This window comes from Affinibrenneria salicis, from assembly GCF_008710095.1.
Window position 1 is genome coordinate 33,343 of sequence record NZ_VYKJ01000009.1, and the last position, 20,548, is coordinate 53,890.

Here is a 20,548-nt window from a genome sequence, read left to right on the forward strand (position 1 = left end):
ACTGCCGGGACGGCGCAGGAAGACGATCGCCGCCTGGCCGGCCTGCCGTCCGCTGTTTACGTCACACCTTGATACAACTCCATTTTGATCGATTTATGATAAAATCGCCGGTTAAATGAGATAATACCCGGATCAAAACGCTATTTCCGCGTAAGTCCGTAAAAAAGGTTAAGTAATGATCACCACCGACGGTAACAACGCAGTCGTCTCTGTGGCGTGGCGAACAAACGAAGTCATCGCCATTTACCCGATCACACCCAGTTCAACGATGGCGGAACAGGCTGCGGCCTGGTCCAGCGACGATCGAACAAATATCTGGGGCGATACGCCGCGCGTGGTCGAAATGCAATCCGAAGGCGGCGCCATCGCTACGGTACACGGCGCGCTGCAAACCGGTACGCTGGCCACCTCGTTCACCTCTTCGCAGGGATTGCTGTTGATGATCCCCTCGCTGTACAAACTGGCCGGTCAGCTGACGCCGTTTGTCCTGCACGTGGCGGCACGTACCGTCGCGACCCACTCCCTGTCGATCTTCTGCGATCACTCCGACGTGATGGCGGTGCGCCAGACCGGGTGCGCCATGCTGTGCGCCAGCAATGTGCAGGAGGCGCAGGACTTCGCGCTGATCTCGCAGATCGCCAGCCTGAACAGCCGCCTGCCTTTTATTCATTTCTTCGATGGGTTCCGCACCTCGCATGAAATTAATAAGATCGAACCGCTGACCGATGACGTGCTGCACCAGTTGCTGCCGCAGCGGGCGATTGAGGAACATCGCGCGCGCGCCCTGTCGCCGGAACACCCGGTGATCCGCGGCACCGCCTCCAACCCGGATACCTTCTTCCAGGCGCGCGAAGCCACCAACGCCTGGTACGACAACGCCAGCCAGCACGTCGAACAGGCGATGAACGACTTTGCCGAGGCCACCGGGCGCCAGTACCAGCCGTTTGAGTATTACGGCCATCCGCAGGCCACCCGGGTCGTCGTGCTGATGGGCTCCGGCGTCGGCACCTGCGAAGAGGTGGTCGACAACCTGCTCAGCAGCGGCGAACAGGTCGGGGTGGTGAAGGTGCGGCTGTACCGGCCGTTCTCCGCTCGCCGTCTGCTGGCGGCGATCCCCGCCAGCGCACAGCGCATTGCGGTGCTGGATCGCACCAAAGAGCCCGGCGCGCTGGCCGAGCCGCTGTATCTGGACGTGATGACCGCGCTGGCCGAGGCGTTCTCCCGCGGCGAGCGCTCAACAATGCCGCGCGTTATCGGCGGCCGCTACGGCCTGTCGTCGAAAGAGTTCACGCCGCAATGCGTGCTGGCGATCTTCAATGAGCTGGCGCTGGATAACCCGCGCCCGCGCTTTACCGTCGGCATTTATGACGATGTTTCCAATCTGTCGCTGCCGCTGCCGGATCGGCGCCTGCCGGTCAACACCTCGCTCGAAGCGCTGTTCTACGGGCTGGGCAGCGACGGTACCGTTTCGGCGACCAAAAACGCCATTAAGATCGTCGGCAACAGCACGCCGATGTTCGTACAGGGCTACTTCGTATACGATTCGAAAAAGGCCGGCAGCCTGACGGTATCGCATATGCGCGTCGGCCCGCATCCGATCAACGCGGCTTACCTGATCGACCAGGCCGATTTCGTCGCCTGTCACCAGTGGCAGTTTATTGAAAAATACAGCATGGTCGAACGGCTCAGGCCGGGCGGCATCTTCCTGATCAATAGCCCGTACGGCGCCGACGATCTGTGGCACCGTCTGCCGCAGGACGTGCAGGCCGCGCTGAACCAGCGCGAAGCGCGGGTGTATACCATTAACGCGGCGAAAATCGCCCGCGAATGCCAGCTCGGCGCGCGCATCAACACCGTGATGCAGATGGCGTTTTTCCATCTGACGCAAATTTTGCCGGGCGACAGCGCCGTCGATAAATTAAAGAGCGCCATCGCCAGCAGCTACGGCAGCAAAGGCCAGGAGCTGGTGGAACGCAACTGGCGCGCGCTCAGCGCCACGCTGGACGCGCTGGAATCGCTGCCGCTACAGGCGGTGGACGCAAACAGCCCGCAGCGCCCGCCGGTGGTTTCCGACGCCGCGCCCGACTTTGTCAAAACCGTCACCGCCGCCATGCTGGCCGGTCTGGGCGATACCCTGCCCGTTTCGGCGCTGCCGCCGGACGGCACCTGGCCGACCGGCACCACCCGCTGGGAAAAACGCAACATCGCCGAAGAGATCCCGTTATGGCAGTCGCAGCTGTGCACCCAGTGTAACCACTGCGTCGCCGCCTGCCCGCATTCGGCCATCCGCGCGAAAGTGGTGCCGGCCGAGGCCATGAGCGAGTCGCCCGCCGCGCTGCAATCGCTGGACGTTAAAGCGCGCGATATGCGCGGTCAGAAATACGTGCTGCAGGTCGCGCCGGAGGATTGCACCGGCTGTAACCTGTGCGTGGAGGTCTGTCCGGCCAAAGATCGTCAGAACCCGGAAATCAAAGCCATCAACATGGCGTCAAGGCTGGATAACCTGACGGTCGAAAAAGAGAACTTCGACTTCTTTATGCAGTTGCCGGAAATCGACCGTTCGCAGCTGGAACGCATCGATATTCGCACCTCGCAGTTGATTACGCCGCTGTTCGAATACTCCGGCGCCTGCTCCGGCTGCGGCGAAACGCCGTACATCAAGCTGTTGACCCAGCTGTACGGCGACCGCCTGCTGGTGGCGAACGCCACCGGTTGCTCTTCGATTTACGGCGGCAACCTGCCGACCACGCCGTGGACCACCGACGCCAACGGGCGCGGGCCGGCCTGGGCCAACTCGCTGTTCGAAGACAACGCCGAATTCGGCCTTGGTTTTCGGCTGAGCGTCGATCAGCACCGCACGCGCGTCGTGCGCCTGCTCAACAAGCTGGCGCCGCAGTTGCCGGAAGATCTGGTCGCCGCCCTGCAGGAAGAGGCCATCGCGCCGGACGTACGCCGTTTGCACATCGAACAGCTGCGCGGGCTGCTGGCCGATATTGACGGCGACGACGCGCGCGAGTTAGCCACGGATGCCCATCATCTGGTCGAAAAATCCATTTGGCTGATCGGCGGGGATGGCTGGGCCTACGACATCGGTTACGGCGGGCTGGACCACGTGATGAGCCTGACGGAAAACGTCAACGTACTGGTGCTCGATACCCAATGTTACTCCAACACCGGCGGTCAGCAGTCGAAAGCCACGCCGCTTGGCGCGGTGACCAAATTCGGCGAAAAGGGAAAACGCAAAGCGCGCAAAGATCTGGGCATCAACGTGATGATGTACGGCCACGTCTACGTGGCGCAGATTTCGCTGGGCGCACAGCTGAACCAGACGGTGAAAGCGATACAGGAAGCGGAGGCCTGGCCGGGTCCGTCGCTGATTATCGCCTACAGCCCGTGCGAAGAGCACGGCTACGATCTGGCCTTCAGCCATGAACAGATGCGCCAGCTCACCGCCACCGGTTTCTGGCCGCTGTATCGCTTCGATCCGCGCCGGACGCAGGAAGGCAAAGCGGCGCTGGTCACGGACTCCCGTCCGCCGTCCAGCAGCCTGAGCGAAACCCTGCTCAAAGAGCAGCGTTTCCGCCGCCTTAACACCCAACTGCCGGAACAGAGCGCGCTGCTGTACCAGCAAGCGGAAGAAGATCTGCGCCGCCGCTATGACTTCCTGACCATGATGGCGGGCAAAGCGGAAAAATCATCGCAGGAGTAAGGCGTTAACATAGTGAACAAGGGCCGGATGGCCCTTTTTGCTTAACGCGTTTTTGGTAAACGGCCGCACAGACAGTGAACCGGAGTTCGACAAGATCGAGGCTGTCGTCAACTTTCTAAACTGCCTGTACGGCAGTGAACCGCCGGAGACGTGCGCGATGCGTGCCTGGCGTTTTCTAAGCTGCCTGTACGGCAGTGAACCGCAGTCATGATTTCAGCGGCAACACCAACGCTTTCTAAGCTGCCTGTACGGCAGTGAACTACTGAATCCGTTTCTTTCCCGCCGTTCTCCCTTTCTAAGCTGCCTGTACGGCAGTGAACAGCGCTCATATTCTGCGGCTGAATGTAGTACTTTTCTAAGCTGCCTGTACGGCAGTGAACGGAAACCTTACACAATATTCCCTTTCTGTTGTATTTCTAAGCTGCCTGTACGGCAGTGAACACATCGTGTTATAATCAAGCCTCGCATCGTGCTTTCTAAGCTGCCTGTACGGCAGTGAACTAGAGCAGGCGCCGCCGTGCGATAATTCAGGCTTTCTAAGCTGCCTGTACGGCAGTGAACCGACACGGTAGTTTGCCCAATCCCGCGCACAATTTCTAAGCTGCCTGTACGGCAGTGAACCGGTAGCAATTCGTCGCATGAATGAGTCTTATGTTTCTAAGCTGCCTGTACGGCAGTGAACGGTGAGGTTGTCGAGGCGTTATTAACGCCGGATTTCTAAGCTGCCTGTACGGCAGTGAACTGCATGCCGCCGCTGTGGCTAAGCCGTTTCAGTTTCTAAGCTGCCTGTACGGCAGTGAACGCTGTTACCGACAGCTGAGGCCACCACGCCATCTTTCTAAGCTGCCTGTACGGCAGTGAACGGTTTGATTTATCAAAGGGTGCATTTATTGATTTTCTAAGCTGCCTGTACGGCAGTGAACGTACTTCTCCGTTGCAGCATATCAGCAGCGGATTTCTAAGCTGCCTGTACGGCAGTGAACAAAAGCCCTATTTTGCTTTTTGGCCGGAACACTTTCTAAGCTGCCTGTACGGCAGTGAACGAGCGTCGTGTTGGTTCTGTTGGTACCTCTACTTTCTAAGCTGCCTGTACGGCAGTGAACACATATCTATTTATCTTCCCCAAGTTCCCCAATTTCTAAGCTGCCTGTACGGCAGTGAACTACTGGCCTGAGAGAGTGTATATATATAAATGTTTCTAAGCTGCCTGTACGGCAGTGAACCTCACTCATTTTTGTTTTTGCTGTTCGACGCATTTCTAAGCTGCCTGTACGGCAGTGAACAAGAAATCATCAAGATTGATACGCCTCTATCCTTTCTAAGCTGCCTGTACGGCAGTGAACGGATGGACATGCTACGTATAATTTTTAGACGATTTCTAAGCTGCCTGTACGGCAGTGAACGGCTATTGTTGACGAATGACTTACCAGCGCTGTTTCTAAGCTGCCTGTACGGCAGTGAACATCGTCGATTCGATCGTGGCCGGCTTTATGATTTTCTAAGCTGCCTGTACGGCAGTGAACATCACGGCTAGCTATCGAATGGGCTACCCGCTTTTCTAAGCTGCCTGTACGGCAGTGAACGTTTGCCAGGTACACGGAATCGCCCGTCAGGTGTTTCTAAGCTGCCTGTACGGCAGTGAACACGAGACCTATGCACATAAGGTTATCGAGGAACTTTCTAAGCTGCCTGTACGGCAGTGAACCGTTAACCCCAACGAATCGACTCCGGGGTTTTTTTCTAAGCTGCCTGTACGGCAGTGAACCGTTATAAAGTAATGGCATCTTCCTTATTGTTAAAGAAAAACATCCTTAACCAGCTAAAAACCCTTTTTTTAAAGGGGCGGCCAACTGCTTATAAAATCAATACGTTATGGTTGGCCGCAAAAAAAAGGGTTAAAACCACGGTACGGTGGCGGTGGCGCTCAATCCATATGTGCTAAATGTCCCGTTAACCGACGTACTCTGAACCGGCCCCTGCGCGATAAATAGTCTGAATGTCTGCCCGGATGACAGACTTTTTAACTGCAGAAACGGCAGACCGGTACGCTGTTCACAGCTAAAAGGGATGCGTTCTTCAGCCTGTTTTTCGGTCAGCCAGCCTTTATTAACCGAACGCCGACGCAGGCGCATCGCACTGCTTTTCACCTGAACACGCCGTACCGGGCGAAATTTCACTCCGGCTGGCACCGACTGAATATCGCTGGATTGCGTATAGTCGCGCAGCCCTTTCAACCAGGCGCTGGCCTGGAGTTCAGCCAGCGCCGTCTCTGAGCCATGTACGCGAATTTTGTCGCCCAGCGTTTTCCCTGCATCAGGAAAACTGACGCCGATATCCCCTTTTCCCCGCTGCCCCAGCGCCCGATGCAGTTTGGCAAATAGCGCGCTCAGCAAATCGGCGGTGGTAAACTCAGGATCGGGCAGTACCTGTATCTCCAGATAATGATCCATTCCCGTCTCCTTATTCCCCTTTTTCGCCAAACACGCCGCCGCGGATCAACGTGGCGATAACGTAATGCTGCTGCTCCTTTTCCGGTGCGTTCCCCTTTGTCACCCAGTTGTCCAGCAGCGTGTAGAAATCCATTTTTTGTTTCGGCTGACGGTAGGCTTTGCCTCGACTGGTGACCGAACCGTAGGGTTCTACCGCGATCGGTCCCAGCCCCAGTCCGGAAGCATCGGGATACCAGTCATCAATGGTGCGCAACGCGTTGCCAATTTTTTGTGAATGCAGCGCGGCCACGCCATCCACCTGATACAGAATCTTGCTTTTCTTGTTGCGGCTGTTGTCATCCAGTACCAACTCCTGTGACGGAAACACTTCCTGCCCGGCCCCTAAACGCACGAATGCATCGACGGAGAAAAAGACCGAGGCCTCTCCTGTCAGTCCTTGTTCAATGGCGGCCGCCAGTTGCGCCAGATCCCCGTCTGGCTCACTGAACTGCCGCAGAGAGTAGTCATCGCCCTTGAAGGTCCAGCTATTTTCACCCTGAGCCACCCGAACGCTCAGCGCTTCAGCACCGACCCGGTTGCGCCACAAAAATCGACCATTGGCCAAATTTTCCGCATAACGCGCCGCCAGTGCGCCAAACCCCTGTTCGGCAATATAACCGTCGATCACCCGCGACAATTCGGCCTGATATTCCTGATCGTTACACACGGATGGCGTCGCCAGATTGCCCAGCACACGCAATGAAAAACTGACTTTCAGCGTATCCGAGTCGAAAGGTAGCGCCGCCACATCCACACGCTGCAGGTTAGCTTTCTGGATCTCGGCATCCAGTTTAGCCGGGTCGCTGGCCAGCGCGTTTTTCAGGCGATTAGAGATGGTGCCGCGCACCGCTTTATCTTTAATCGTCACTGGCTGCCAGCCAGACGTCTGGTCCCAGTTGCCGGAAAACATCAGCGCATCGGAGTTCGCCAGTTTGCGTTCAAACGCCAGTACCGATGCCGTTTTAATGGTGGTTTTAGCCATGATTAAATCCTTTTCGCTTATTCGTCGTCGTCGTTAAATTCGTAGGTTTCGGTTTTAACTGCCGTATTGCTGCGGCATTGATACCAGCCGTCGCGATAGCAATGGCGCCAGAGCACCGTCTGAAGATCGTCAATACGATGCGCTCCCCGCCATTCGCCTATGCCGTAGATCGCCTCGGCAAAGCAGAATGACGTGGTCGGGTCGCGAGTTTTTTCCACTTCGCCGCCGGCATACAGCGGCGATATAGCGCGATATCCCGTCATCAACGGCACCAGATAACCCGGAGCCGGTTTCGGCAGATAGCGCCAGTCAACCTGCCCGTTATTGTCGCTATTCTCTACGGCACCCTGTTTAATCGCCGCGAAATCCAGCCAGGCATCGATCATTTCCGCTGCGGGATTAACCTGTTTTAACTGCTCAAAATGCTTTTGCAGCAACGCACTGCGGTCTATCAGCGCGTAGCCGGGCAACAAACGACGCATGACCCTGCGGGTCTGCGCTTCATTTTGCGGCAAAACCATCACCTCGATTTTACCAATATGGGTAATCAGGCCGCCGGCCAGTCGACGGTTTATACACAGCCCGGATAAGTGCTGCGCCAGCGCACGGGCGCCTTCATCGCCATCGGCGATCTCGCCGCGGCATTCCATCAGCAAAGAAACTGTCATATGCATCCGGCCTTCCTCATTAAAAGCCGCCGTTTTCGCTTCTTTGGTTAATGGGTTACGGGTCAGCGCGAAGGAGCGCTGCCAGCCGGAGCCGTATGCATGAAGCTGCTGTTTATGGCAGATCACGCCACAACCGTGCAGCGTCAGGTGATGACTTTGCTGTAACTGACGCGAAAGCGCGTGGCTGTAACCCAAAAAATGGCTGATGGCCGGAAATCCGTAGGTTAAACCGGCGATAGCATTAGCGTTTTCCACCCGCACATGGCGCAGGATGATCAGTGAACTCATCGCATCTCCTCCGCCAGCGCGTATTCCTGTTCCCGCATCCGTCGGTTGAACAGATTCGCCGTTGACCATTCACGTCGCTCAACTTCGCTAAAGCGTAGCTGCTCATGCTCCAGTTGACGGTTGAGCCAGACGCCAAAATCATGCGCGACCTCTTTTTTCCAGTCACCGCCTTCGCGTTCAAATTTAAAATCCGGATCGGTTTCGGCGCGATACGGATCCAACCAGAGTTGCTGAGAACGCTTTAACGCGCAATGTGCCTGCGCGCTCCAGCCCTGCTCCAGATTCTGAATGGCCGCTACATAGTTAAACAAGCTATCGATAATGCCGTCGGCATATGACCAGCATTGCTGACGGATCTCCAGAGTATTGCCGACCGTGCTGACACTAAGCAGAAATTGCTGCATCTGCCGTACCGCCGGGCGCGCCAGATGTTCAAATTCACCGCGAGGGCGAAAAATGGATTTATGTTGGCCCGGCGGTTTGGCAATGCTTTCCCAGACCGGCGCTGAACAGGGCAACAGGTAAGATTTACCGCGGCGGCTACTGTTAAGAAACGAGATATTCTGTGGCTTTGTGCCGCCCATGTTTTGTACGGCAAGATTGGGATAGGAGACATCGACAGCATCGTGCCAGCGTTTTTCCTTGCGGGCCTGACGCACGGTTTTCGCCTCATCGCTGAAACGCGCCGCCGTAATGCGCTGATGCAGCGCCTGCGCCAGCGAAGAGGAATAAAGCGGGCTGAGCAAGTGATATGGTTCGCCGGCGGAATTTTCCGGCAGGGGAAAATAGATTTGCTTCGCCAGCTTGTGCGAACTGGGTTGCTTATCCGTCAGCGCCAGCTTTAAGCCGGTAACCCACTGCGCCAACTGTTGCGAATCGTCCGTTAGCGCGGCCAGCGCGGAAACATCATCCCGCTGTAATGCCGCGGCCAGCGAGTCGCCCTGATAGTCGGTCTGCAGCAGTTTCGCCACATCCAGCGCGGCGGCATTGCCCACGGCATCCACCTCGGGTTGCGTCAGCGCGGCGGTAGAAAGGTATTCATGGCATTCCTCTACAGGAAACGAACTGAATACGCTGCTGCCTTTGGCATCGCTGTGGGTAAACTTCAACGCGTGCGTCACCAGACTAATCTGCCCGGCGCGGTTCGCAGCATCGGTTAACCAGGCCTGTACCTGATAGCGCGCATTAATCTCCTGCCGCTCGGTCGACAGCGCCGGTTCATCATCGACAAACTTTTTCTCCGCCGCCTCAAGTTTGAGCCGCTTACGGTTTTCGATATAGTCGATAATAAATCGACTTAATCCGTCCTCTTGCATCATTACTCTCCTTTTATCTTACTCGAGTGCGCCAAACACCCCGAGCAGCGGGTGCCACAGCCACCTTTCGTTTTTCTCTGCGTCATGAACCGGTAAATTGATTTCGCCAAATCGCTGGCTGACATCGCTGAGTTCCATATCCATCTCGTCCGCCAGCCGAGTATAAATGGCCTGATAGTCCACGGTCAGCCAACTGCTGACGCCTTCCGCCAGCGTCACGGTGACCTGTTGAAAGACGTAGCTTGTTTTGCTGCCGTTTACGCCGCTGTCCGCCATTTTGAATTCAGGCGCATCGCCCTCTTCGGCGATCCAGAGATAGTGTTGTTCATCCGGCAACGCTCGGCGAAATGGCTGGCGGCGCTGCAATTCGCCGCTCCAGTCGGCAGCGGTTTTCCACCACAGCGCGGCGTAATAATCGGCTGAATTTTTCATCCCCTGCATTGCCTTACGCAACATGTGATGTTCCAGGTCCACCAGATTTCTTTCCGGCTCCGGTGTCGATTCCCGTTGCTGAATGCGGGGAATCGCGCTAATCGAACGGTACTGTTCTTCCGTCAGCAGATCGGCCAGATCGTGACTGGCTAATTGCGGATCATTCGGGCCGGCGGCTTCAAACCCAGGGCGACAATAGGCCGGATAGCGATGGCGCAATGCTTTTACGTTTTCACGCCAAATATGGAAGTTCGGCGTAGACGGCGGCTGCTGGCGATGACGCTGAATACGGCCGGCGAGCTGAATCAGCGAACGCATGGAACTGGGCTCGGCGATAGCCCAGTCGTAATCATGGTCGCGCCCCACTTCAGCGACGGAAGTCGCCAGCACTACGAACAAATGGTGCCGCTCCCGGGCGTGTTCCAGCGCCTGATGTATCTCCTCTATTTGCCATAAGTCGTCCGGCGCATAGCGATGGAGAGAAGCATCCAGCCGCTGTTCGATAAAAGAGCGCATCGCCAGCGGATGCCGGCTGTGATAAATACAGTAATGTACGCGGTAACCGTCAGGGGATGGTTTTTCCAGCAGGCTGCGGGCAACGGCCACCAGCGGGTTGATATTCGCCATACGCATCAACCCCAGCGAAACCGTTTTGCCCGACGGATGCGTTTGATGATGGGCCAGATGCAGCGCCATCATCGACTGATGGCAACGAGCCGCTACGCCGGCAATCACATCGCCGACCTGTTCGGCGGCGGCAACCGGAACCGGAACCGGAACCAGCTCAGCCAGACGTAACGTCGGCGCCTGCCGCAGCGTTTCGACCCTCGCCGCAACAAAAGTTTCGTGCGCCTGTTTAAAGGTTTTACCCGTCGGATGATCGCTTTGCTGAGCGCTGTGCTCATCAAACCAGGCGCAGCAAATACTCACCGGCGATTCAGGCTTACCGCATGCCTGCTGATAGTCGGCTCGTCCGCTGCGATAGGCGTTAAACAACGCCTGAGTCAATGCCGGCGGCAGAGTGGCGGAAGAAAGCAGCACGCGAGAACCCAGCATCCCCGCCCAGTTAACCAGACGGCACAGCGCAGGCAGATCGTTGATGTCAAAATCATCCGGTTCATCCAGCACCAGATCGGCGGTCAGCAGCCGCAGCATAGGCGCAATCTGTTTGCCGCCGCGTACGCCTTCGGTGGCGGGGATCAGGTGATCGATGGTGGAAACCAGCACCGGCGCGCTCAATAGTTTATGCAGCATGGGGCTTTGGCGCAGCCAGGCACTAAGGCGGCCGTCATCCAGACTGCCGTCATAGCTGACGTACTGATGCTCCGCAAACAGGGCGTCGGCGGATTCGCTGCCCGAACGAGCGCCGGCGCCCTCGGTATTGCGGTTCAGCTCGTGCAGCCGGGTCACGGCCTGCGAACCAATCAGCACCGCCAGATCGTCATCCTGCAGCGTCAGCTTTTCCCGTAGCGCATCGCCGGTTTGCAACGTCAGCGCTCTCAGACCCAGCGCCACCGAAAAACGGCAGCCCTGCTTTTCATCCGCCAGCCCGTACATCACTCGGGCATTGGCGAAAGTCTTGCCGCAGCCGGTCGAGGCCATGTTGATACCGAAAAAGCCCTGCTCGACGGAACGTTCGCGCAGGGAACAGGCCACGTCAAACGCCCGGTCCTGCCAGCGATATTGGTCGCGGGTGCTGCGCTGTTTAAATCCTTTATGTCGGGTGATGGACGGCAGCGTTTTTCTCAGCTGCGGCAGACTGCGCCCCAGCAGCAAGGCATTCTGCCCAACGCCGATGCAGTGCTCGTCCAGCCTCTGTTTTATTTGCCCGCTATTCCGGTCGGTGTTGGCAATCGCGGCGTAGCCGGCATCCTGCCAGCCAACGGTCGGAGCAAGTGAGGAGTAATGGTGGTCGGCCAGCATCAGAGCCAGACGGGCCAGATGACTGGTAAAACGCTGGTTAAGTACGCCATACTGCGCCAGCGAAACCACCTGCCGAGCCCGGGCAGCAAATTTATGCGCTTTACGGCGCCACGTCTCACTGCGCAGGGGCGTACCGTGCGGAAAATGCCAGACCGCGAGTCGATCCTGCTCGCGCCAGGCGTCTCTGTCTATATTGATGGAGTTCCATGCGGCGGTAAGCTGCCGCGTAAGCCAGTTATCAATATCTGCCGGCTGGGGTGGACAGGTATAACTTTCTTGTGAGGGATAGGCGGGCAGACGATGATGCGACACAATCAGCCAGGCTACGGTGGCGGCCAGCGGCGGTAATGTTTTAAAGGGATTGCTGAACGGATCGACGCCGTCTTTTGTCAGCCGCTGCAACAGCGCGGCTTCATCGACAATATCAATCTGGCTAAGTGCGGCCAGCCAGCCGCAATCGTCGCGTTCGCCGACAAAGGCCTGGAACAGACGCAGCGAAACCCACTCATGACGGTAAGGCTGGTATGTTTTTCCTTCGCCCCGCAGCCCTTGCTGAAATAGCGCATTGGCTTTGCCTGCGTCGTGGAACAACCCGGCGATAGCCGCCAGCACGCTGACGGACTCAATACTGTGCCACGGGTTTTCATCCTGCGCTTTCAGTATATCGCGTGCGGTAGTATTAGTCGGAACGCTGCCCTGCGTATTGAAGCGCCGCAGATTACCGACAATCCACAGCAGTTCCGTTTGCCCCGCGCTCTTTATCCAATGACAGGCGACGGCGGTATTACGCCGCGCGGTTTTACGCAGCAATTTACGTAATGTCTTTAGCCCTTCCAGCGTAATGGCGGTCTGCCAGGTACGTTCACCCTTGCGTTCGGCGAACTGATCCAGCACCCGACGCGTTTCTATCAGCGCCCGTTTATTGCATTCAGACACCAGTAAAATATTCATCGCCCGGCCTGACTTAACTGTTCCGCCACGCTTTGCAAGGCATCTATCATCACGTCCAGCGCTTCCGCCTGCTGGAAGCCATTCAAACAGCGCTGGCGAAACGCTTGATCCTCTTCCCCCGCCATTGCGGCGATAAATGCCTGCGGCAGTATCAGCGCATCTTTAATTAAATCCGCCACGTCAAAGACCAGTCCGCCGCGACGCGTTTTACCGTGCAGTACCGCCAGACCGTGCGGCAGGCCGATAACCCAGGTCGCCACTGCGGCCAGTCCGTAAGACAAGTAATTGCCGTGGTCGAGAAAACGGTTAGCCAGATCAACTCCGCCGCCCCGCTTCGCGCGCGTAAAATCACCGTAGCTGACGGCATTCGCCGCCAGCTTGTACAGCGCTTTGGTCATCACCGCTTCCTGAGCCAATAGATCATTACCGTCATGACAGTGCGTCAGGCTTTGCTCATAGCGCTCGACTAGCGCCAGCAGACGGCTGCCGTCCACTTTAAATATCGGCTCCCTTTGCATACGAGCGCTAAGCCAGTGCTGGCGAATCTGCGCGATGCGCACTTTCTGAAACGAGACTGCCGCCGCAAGGCGTTTTTCATCATCAAACCAGAAGCTGACCCAGCGCTGCAGGTACTCCGTCGGGCGATATTCACTCTGTGGCGTTAGCCAGGAAACATCCACCTCAACCTCATTGGCGGCGAATAGCGGCGTACCGCCGCCGCCGCAAAAGCCGACCATCACGCCGGCACGAGCGAATTCGCGCATCGCAGCCTGGGTAATCGACGTGCCGGTACCCAGCATCACCACGCTGGTATTGGCGATGGGAATATTCCAGTACAGCGATTGTTTCCCTTCATCCGTGACATATTCCACGCGCCCTGCATTAACCAACACACGGCAATACTGCAGATAATAAATATTGGCGCGCTTAGAGTGCAGAATGGTTTTCATATCGGAAGGGCTAAAGGCATCATCCATAAAATCGATCTCCTGAATCGGGCAGCCGCCGCTGCAATCATCATTCCGGTGATTATTTGTAGCCGTTATTTTTCAGGTACCCGCCGCCTTACCGCAGCCGCAATCTGTTGAATATATCCAGCCATACTTCGCGCTGCGATGCGTTGGCTACGCCCGTTAACGCGTCAGCGTTAACGGGAGCATAGGTTAAAGGTAGCGTATCATCATACTTATACGCCATATATCAGGCTGGATAGAAAATTGCGATAGACGACCACAGAAAGCGAGACAGGCTCAGTCTCTACTTACTGGCGAAGATTGGTTCGGCGCGGCAACCCTTTTTTTAGCCTTATATATTTTCTTTTATTTATCAATAAATTAAATATAGCCAAATAAAAAGGGGTAAAACCGTTTTCCGGCAATTGTATTAACCAAACCAGACAGTTAGGATAAATAAGCAACGGTTCACTGCCGTACAGGCAGCTTAGAAATGTCTCTGATTACCTCGTTGAATGCGGATCCTGGTTCACTGCCGTACAGGCAGCTTAGAAACGCCTCGTTTCGCGTCCGACCCGCATCAACGCGTTCACTGCCGTACAGGCAGCTTAGAAACATCAGAAAAGTCCTTAGTCCCCATATTCCCGTGTTCACTGCCGTACAGGCAGCTTAGAAACCCACTGGCAACCTGTATTTAAACGTATGAGAGAGTTCACTGCCGTACAGGCAGCTTAGAAATGCAGGTCGAATTCGATATCCCGGATGAAACGGTTCACTGCCGTACAGGCAGCTTAGAAAGGCAATACACACTGATCCAGTCCCGACACTGGGTTCACTGCCGTACAGGCAGCTTAGAAAAAACGGATCCGCGACTTATCAAAGCTGGCCCTGTTCACTGCCGTACAGGCAGCTTAGAAATTTATGCTAATGGCCCGCGCGGAACGACCGATTGTTCACTGCCGTACAGGCAGCTTAGAAAACGGATAAGGTCGGCGCAGGTCGAGTGGCAATGTTCACTGCCGTACAGGCAGCTTAGAAAGTGTCGATGGAATGTATTATCCATTTTTCTAATGTTCACTGCCGTACAGGCAGCTTAGAAAATAGTGAATTGGCTCGTAGCTTAAATGCCTGAGTTCACTGCCGTACAGGCAGCTTAGAAACAGTAACGACCATCCCAAGAGTGATCTCGGTTGTTCACTGCCGCACAGGCAGCTTAGAAATAACCTCCCTGACGGGCGGTATGTGTAGTTTAGTTCACTGCCGTACAGGCAGTCATATTAAATCAACCGGTTAAAGCCCTCCGCTCCGGTAAAAACCGGAGCGGGGAGTCCTCGCACAGCGATAGATGCGGGAAGTTAACGCCCGGCCAGCGCGTTATCCAGCGCGCCCACCAGCCAGTCGATGTCCTGCGGCTGAAATGCCAGCGGCGGGCGCAGTTTCAGCACGTTGCCGTGCGGCCCGGCCACCGAGGTCAGCACGCGTTGAGCGCGCAGTTTTTCAATTACGTCCAGCGCCAGCGTTTTGTCGGGCGTTTTCGCCGCGCGATCGCTGACCAGTTCAAGGCCGATAAACAGACCGGCGCCGCGCACGTCGCCGATGCTGTCGTGGCGCTGCATCAGCTGTTGCAGCTCCTGCAGCAGTTTACCGCCCACTTCGCGGCTGTGCTGCTGCAGCCGTTCTTCCCTAATCACCTTCAGCACGGCCTGGGCGGCCGCAATGGATACCGGGTTGCCGCCGAAGGTGTTGAAGTAGGGAATGCTGTCGCTGAACGCGGCCAGCACTTCCGCGCGCGCCAGCAGTCCGGAGACAGGAATGCCGTTGCCCATCGGTTTGCCGGTGGTGACGATATCGGGCACGATGCCGTGGCGGGCGAAGCCCCAGAAAGCGTCGCCGGTGCGCGCGAACCCGGGCTGTACTTCATCGGCAATAAATATCCCGCCGTTGGCGTGTACTACTTCAATGGCCTGGCGCAGGTAACCGGCCGGGCCCGGCAGCACGCCGTCCGACGAGAAGATCGAGTCGGCGAGAAAACCGGCGAACTTAATGCCGTGGGCAGCCATGTCGTCGATCTGCCGCTGGATCTGCGCGGCAAACCAGGCGCCGAGATCCGCATCCGCCACCCGGTAGCGATCCGGCGCCGCCACCAGCCGGGTGGTGGCGGCCAGCGGCTGGCCGCTGCCCAGCGCGGGCGACGCGCCCGAGGTCAGATCGCTGGTGCCGTGATAGGCCTCGCGGCTGACGATGATCCCCGTGCCGCCGCTATAGGAGCGCGCCACGCGGATCGCCAGATCGTTGGCTTCCGATCCGGTACACATATACATCGCCTTGTTGATCTGCGGCGGCAACGTGCTCAACAGATCCGTCGAGTAGTCCAGAATACGTTCGTGCAGATAGCGGGTGTGGGTATTTAACTGCGACATTTGCGCCTGCACCGCATCGATCACCGCCGGGTGACAATGGCCGATACTGGCGACGTTGTTATAAACGTCCAGGTATTTGTCGCCGGCGGCGTCCCAGAGATACTGGCCCTGACCGCGCACCAGGTGCACCGGGTTACGGTAGAACAACCGGTAAGATTCGCCAAGCAGTTGGCTGCGGCGCTCGGTCAGCGCCCGCACGTCTTTATCCAGCGCCTGCGCATGTTCAGCCCGAAAGCTGTTTGTATCCATAATCGTTGAACGTGTCGCCATGGTGGCTCCTGTCATCAAAGAAATTCGGGCGCGAAGCGGCGTCTCAGCGCGACGCAGGGACAGTGCCGGCCAACCGGGCCGATAGCGCGCCATCGTCAGAGAGCGCCACTGTACAACAAAAACAACAAAATACACAAACACAAAAATATGCACTTTTTTGTGGCGCTAAATGTACTAAAAAGGAGCAATAAAAGACCACTAAATACCGGCTTATTTTTATTTATGCCGCCACGCCCCATATCCCCCTCGACGAAAAAAACATTTAAACCTTAATAATCAATAGAAAAACAAACAAAAACAACGCATGCACAATGGATGGCACATTTCCTGCTTAGGGAAACGCCAGAAAACACAAAAATGCACAATATAGCTAATTACGCCGTGCGCGGTTACATCCGCTCCCTTATCAGCAACCCAAGAGGTGTTTTATGAACGCTTTAACCCTTCTCCGCCGCCGCCTGCCGGTTCTGACCGCGTTATCGCTGCTGGCGACTATCGGCGCCAGTCAGGCGGGCACTATCACGGTGTATACCTCGCTCGAAGAGGATGAAATTAAGGATTACCTCGCCCAGGCGAAGAAAGACATCCCGGATATCAACGTCAATGTGCTGCGCCTGTCGACCGGCGATTTAGGTCCGCGCATTCTGGCCGAAGCGAAAAATCCGCAGAATGATGTGATCTGGGGATGGGCGCTGACCAGCATGCTGGATAAACGCATTAACGCGCTGCTCGAACCCTATGCGGCCAAAGGCGCGGACGCCCTGGCGGCGAAGGATCGCGATCCTGGACACAAATGGTTCGCCGCCACCGGCTATATGGCCGCGTTCTGCGTGAATACCGAAGCGCTGAAGAATAAAAACCTGCCCGTTCCCGCCAGTTGGCAGGATCTGACCAACCCGATTTATAAGGGCGAGATCGTCATGCCGAACCCGGTATCGTCCGGCACCGGCTACCTGCAGATTGCCGCCCTGCTGCAGTCAAAAGGCGATCGTGACGGCTGGACGTTTTTGAAATCCCTTGACGGCAATATCGCGCAGTACACCAAATCCGGTTCCCGTCCGTGCAAAGCGGCGCGCACCGGCGAATACGCCATCGGCGTCTCGCTGGCCTTCGCCGCCATGCAGTCCATCGAAGAAGGTTACCCGGTCAAACTGGTGGTGCCCACCGACGGCGCGGGTTACGAACTGGAAGCCTCGGGGCTGATGGCCGGCGCTAAAAACAAGGACGACGCCAAACGTTTCCTCGACTGGACGCTATCCGGCACCGCCGCCGCGCGCTACACGCACTACAAAGAGATTGTCACGCTGCCGAACGCGCCGCAGGCCAGCGTGGCGAAAAGCGCCGGTCTGCCGGCCGATCTGTCGAAATTGCTCTATCCGGTGGACTTCGCCCGCAGCGCGCAGCAACGGGAAAACATTCTGGCAACCTGGCAAAAAAATATCGGCCGCTGATGCCGGCCTGACGGCTTAACGAAGAGGATCGTTTACATGGCTCTGGTCATCCAGGATCTGTATAAAAGTTTTGACGGCTATGTCGCGCTCGATCGGATCAACCTGACGATCGATAGCGCCGAATTCGTCTGCCTGCTCGGCCCCAGCGGCTGCGGTAAAACCACGCTGCTGCGCATCATCGCCGGTCTGCTCAGCAGCGACGGCGGCAAGATCGCGCTGGACGACCGCGATCTGGTGCACGTTCCCGCCCGCGAGCGCGGCTTCGGCATCGTATTTCAATCCTATTCGCTGTTCCCTCACCTGACCATTGCGCAAAACATTGGCTACGGGCTGAAAATTCGCCGGGTGCCGTCTGCGGAAATCGCGCAGCGCGTCAGTCAATTGCTGGAAACCGTGAGCCTGGCGGGGATGGAGGATCGCTACCCCAGCCAGCTATCCGGCGGCCAGCAACAGCGGGTGGCCATCGCCCGCGCACTGGCGGTCAATCCGTCTTTACTGTTGCTCGACGAACCGCTCTCGGCGCTGGATGCGCGCGTGCGCGCCGGGCTGCGCCAGGAACTGCGCGATGTGCAGCAACGGCTCGGCATTCCCACGCTGATGGTCACTCACGACCAGGAAGAAGCGATGAGCATGGCGGATAAGATCGTCTGCATGAACGGCGGACGCATTGTTCAGGCCGGCACGCCGCGCGAACTCTATAGCGCGCCGCAAACGCGCTTCGTGGCCAACTTTATGGGGCACAGCAATCTGCTGTCGCGCGCGGTGGTGCAGGCGTCGCTGCCCGCGCTGCTGCAAGCGACCGACGGCACGGCGCAGCCGGAAAACGCCGAGCTGTTTATCCGTCCGGAAAGCATCCGGCTGAGCAAACAGCCCGGCGCCGAAGGCCGCGTTATCGACAGCAGTTTTCTCGGCAGCATTCAGCGCATCAATGTGCTGTGGCGGCGGCAGCCGCTGTTGGTGGAAACCAGCAGCGCCGAGCAGTTTCGGCCTGGCGATGACGTGCAGGTCGCCATTTCCGCCTCCGACTGTAACTGGATATACGCATGACGACCACCATACTCCCTCCGCAGACCGCCGCCGATCGCTGGCTGTCGCACCTGTGCCTCTGGCTGCCGCTGGGCGCGCTGGTGGCCTTTTTCGCCATTCCGATGCTCGGCATCGCCTGGCACAGCCTGATCGACGATCGAAGCGGCGCCTTCGGCCTCGCCAACTATCAGGCGCTGCTGGACGCGCCCGGCATATGGCGCGCCACGCTCAACAGCCTGCTGCTCGGCCTGGCCACCACCCTGCTGACGCTGCTGCTCGGCTTTATTGTCGCCTACGGACTAGAGTGCACCGCCATGCCGGCCAAACGGTTCGTCGCCATGGCGATTTCGCTGCCGGTGCTCGCCCCGTCGCTGGTGCTGGGCCTCGGGCTAATCTTCCTGCTCGGGCGCAACGGCATTATCGGCAACGCGCTCGGCATCCGGCTGGATATCTACGGCTTTAGCGGGCTGCTGCTGGCGAACGTGCTCTATGCGCTGCCGCAGGCAATCCTGATTATTCGCGTCGCCCTGCGCGGCTGCGATGCGCGCCAATATGAAGCGGCCGAGGTGCTCGGCGCCGACCGCTGGCGGCAATTTTTCGACATTACCCTGCCCGGCGTGCGCTACGGCCTGCTGAGCACCGCCTTTGTGGTGTTTACCATCACGATTACCGACTTCGGCAACGCCGTGGTGATCGGCGGCGATTTTTCGGTGCTGGCCACCGAGATCTACAGTCAGGTCAGCGGCCAGATGAAGTTCGGCATGGGCGCGGTGGTCGGTATCCTGCTGTTGCTGCCGGCCGCCGCCGCGATCTGGATCGAGCGGGCCGCCACGCGTCGTCAGCGATTGATCGGCGCCGCCGCCAGCCAGGCGCCGGTAGCGCAGGCGCTGCCTGCGCGCGATATCCCGTTTTGGTTCGCCTGTATGACGCTGGCGCTGTGCATCGTGGCGATTGTCGGAACGGTGGCGATCGCCAGCCTGATTCGGCTATGGCCCTACCGGCTGGATCTGACGCTCAGACACTATGATATCGATCTGGCCGGCGGCTATGCGCCGCTGTGGACGTCAATCTGGATCTCCCTGCTGGCCGCCATCATCGGCACGCTGCTGCTGTTTCTGCTGACCTTCGGCATCCGTCGTCTGCCGGGACGCGGCGCCGGTCTGGCCACGCTGCTCAGCGCGCTGCCGGTCGGCGTACCCGGGCTGGTGCTCGGCTTATCCTATGTGTTCACCTTTAATAGCGGCGAGATGCCGTGGGGCGCCCTGTACGGTTCGGCGATTCTGGTGGCGCTGTGCAACTATTACCACTACCACACCCAGGGCTTCACCACCATGATGATGGGCGTGCGCGGCATCCCCGGCGCGCTGGAAGACGCCGCCACGGTGTTGGGCGGCGGCACCGGGCGCATCCTGCGCGATGTCTATTTGCCGGCGATGCGGGTGACGCTGATCGGCGTGGCGATATTTCTGTTTATGCGTTCGATGGTTACGCTCTCCGCGGTGATTTTCCTGGTCACCCCCTCGTTGCCGCTGGCGGCGGTTACGGTGATGCGACTCGATGAGGCCGGCTTTACCTCGCAGGCGGCGGCCTTCTCTACATGTATCATGGGGATTGTGGGTATAATGACCCTTTTATTGCATCTTCTGACCGGGAAGCGGCTCTCCTGAGCG

General features: G+C 57.7%; 11 protein-coding genes and 2 CRISPR repeat arrays. Of the genes, 4 read left to right on the forward strand and 7 right to left on the reverse strand.

Annotation, left to right across the window (positions count from 1 at the left end; translation table 11 throughout):
* The first annotated feature begins 175 nt into the window (after positions 1 to 175).
* Positions 176 to 3,709 carry a pyruvate:ferredoxin (flavodoxin) oxidoreductase gene (gene nifJ / locus FJU30_RS16775; protein WP_150436132.1) on the forward strand — a complete coding sequence of 1,178 codons (3,534 nt, stop codon included), beginning with the start codon at positions 176 to 178 and terminating at the stop codon, positions 3,707 to 3,709.
* A gap of 112 nt (positions 3,710 to 3,821) precedes the next feature.
* Positions 3,822 to 5,474: direct repeats of the CRISPR family, unit length 28 nt; unit sequence TTTCTAAGCTGCCTGTACGGCAGTGAAC.
* Between the two features lie 130 nt (positions 5,475 to 5,604).
* Here the strand turns inward: nifJ and cas6f are convergent.
* From cas6f to FJU30_RS16810, 7 genes are all read right to left on the reverse strand, one after another.
* Positions 5,605 to 6,159: a type I-F CRISPR-associated endoribonuclease Cas6/Csy4 gene (gene cas6f / locus FJU30_RS16780; protein WP_150436133.1), complete on the reverse strand. Its 555-nt coding sequence runs from the start codon at positions 6,157 to 6,159 to the stop codon at positions 5,605 to 5,607.
* 10 nt (positions 6,160 to 6,169) lie between these two features.
* Positions 6,170 to 7,180 (reverse strand): type I-F CRISPR-associated protein Csy3, encoded by a 1,011-nt coding sequence (gene csy3 / locus FJU30_RS16785; RefSeq protein WP_150436134.1) that lies wholly within the window; start codon positions 7,178 to 7,180, stop codon positions 6,170 to 6,172.
* 17 nt (positions 7,181 to 7,197) lie between these two features.
* Positions 7,198 to 8,136: a type I-F CRISPR-associated protein Csy2 gene (gene csy2 / locus FJU30_RS16790; protein WP_150436135.1), complete on the reverse strand. Its 939-nt coding sequence runs from the start codon at positions 8,134 to 8,136 to the stop codon at positions 7,198 to 7,200.
* Positions 8,133 to 9,452, reverse strand: a complete 1,320-nt coding sequence (gene csy1 / locus FJU30_RS16795; RefSeq protein ID WP_150436282.1) for a type I-F CRISPR-associated protein Csy1 — start codon at positions 9,450 to 9,452, stop codon at positions 8,133 to 8,135. The genes csy2 and csy1 overlap by 4 nt, the downstream gene beginning before the upstream one ends.
* A gap of 18 nt (positions 9,453 to 9,470) precedes the next feature.
* Positions 9,471 to 12,758: a type I-F CRISPR-associated helicase Cas3f gene (gene cas3f / locus FJU30_RS16800; protein WP_150436136.1), complete on the reverse strand. Its 3,288-nt coding sequence runs from the start codon at positions 12,756 to 12,758 to the stop codon at positions 9,471 to 9,473.
* A complete protein-coding gene (cas1f, locus tag FJU30_RS16805) occupies positions 12,755 to 13,735 on the reverse strand; it encodes a type I-F CRISPR-associated endonuclease Cas1f (RefSeq protein WP_150436137.1) in 981 nt (326 codons plus the stop codon). The genes cas3f and cas1f overlap by 4 nt, the downstream gene beginning before the upstream one ends.
* A 442-nt stretch (positions 13,736 to 14,177) precedes the next feature.
* Positions 14,178 to 14,931: direct repeats of the CRISPR family, unit length 28 nt; unit sequence GTTCACTGCCGTACAGGCAGCTTAGAAA.
* A 135-nt stretch (positions 14,932 to 15,066) separates the two neighbouring features.
* A complete protein-coding gene (locus FJU30_RS16810) occupies positions 15,067 to 16,401 on the reverse strand; it encodes an aspartate aminotransferase family protein (protein WP_150436138.1) in 1,335 nt (444 codons plus the stop codon).
* A 428-nt stretch (positions 16,402 to 16,829) separates the two neighbouring features.
* Here FJU30_RS16810 and FJU30_RS16815 point away from each other — a divergent pair, with 428 nt between their 5' ends.
* From FJU30_RS16815 to FJU30_RS16825, 3 genes are read left to right on the forward strand one after another with little or no spacing between them, the layout of a single operon-like run.
* Positions 16,830 to 17,852: an ABC transporter substrate-binding protein gene (locus tag FJU30_RS16815; protein WP_150436139.1), complete on the forward strand. Its 1,023-nt coding sequence runs from the start codon at positions 16,830 to 16,832 to the stop codon at positions 17,850 to 17,852.
* A 36-nt stretch (positions 17,853 to 17,888) separates the two neighbouring features.
* Positions 17,889 to 18,899 (forward strand): ABC transporter ATP-binding protein, encoded by a 1,011-nt coding sequence (locus tag FJU30_RS16820; RefSeq protein WP_150436140.1) that lies wholly within the window; start codon positions 17,889 to 17,891, stop codon positions 18,897 to 18,899.
* A complete protein-coding gene (locus FJU30_RS16825) occupies positions 18,896 to 20,545 on the forward strand; it encodes an ABC transporter permease subunit (RefSeq protein WP_150436141.1) in 1,650 nt (549 codons plus the stop codon). The genes FJU30_RS16820 and FJU30_RS16825 overlap by 4 nt, the downstream gene beginning before the upstream one ends.
* Positions 20,546 to 20,548: the final 3 nt, after the last annotated feature.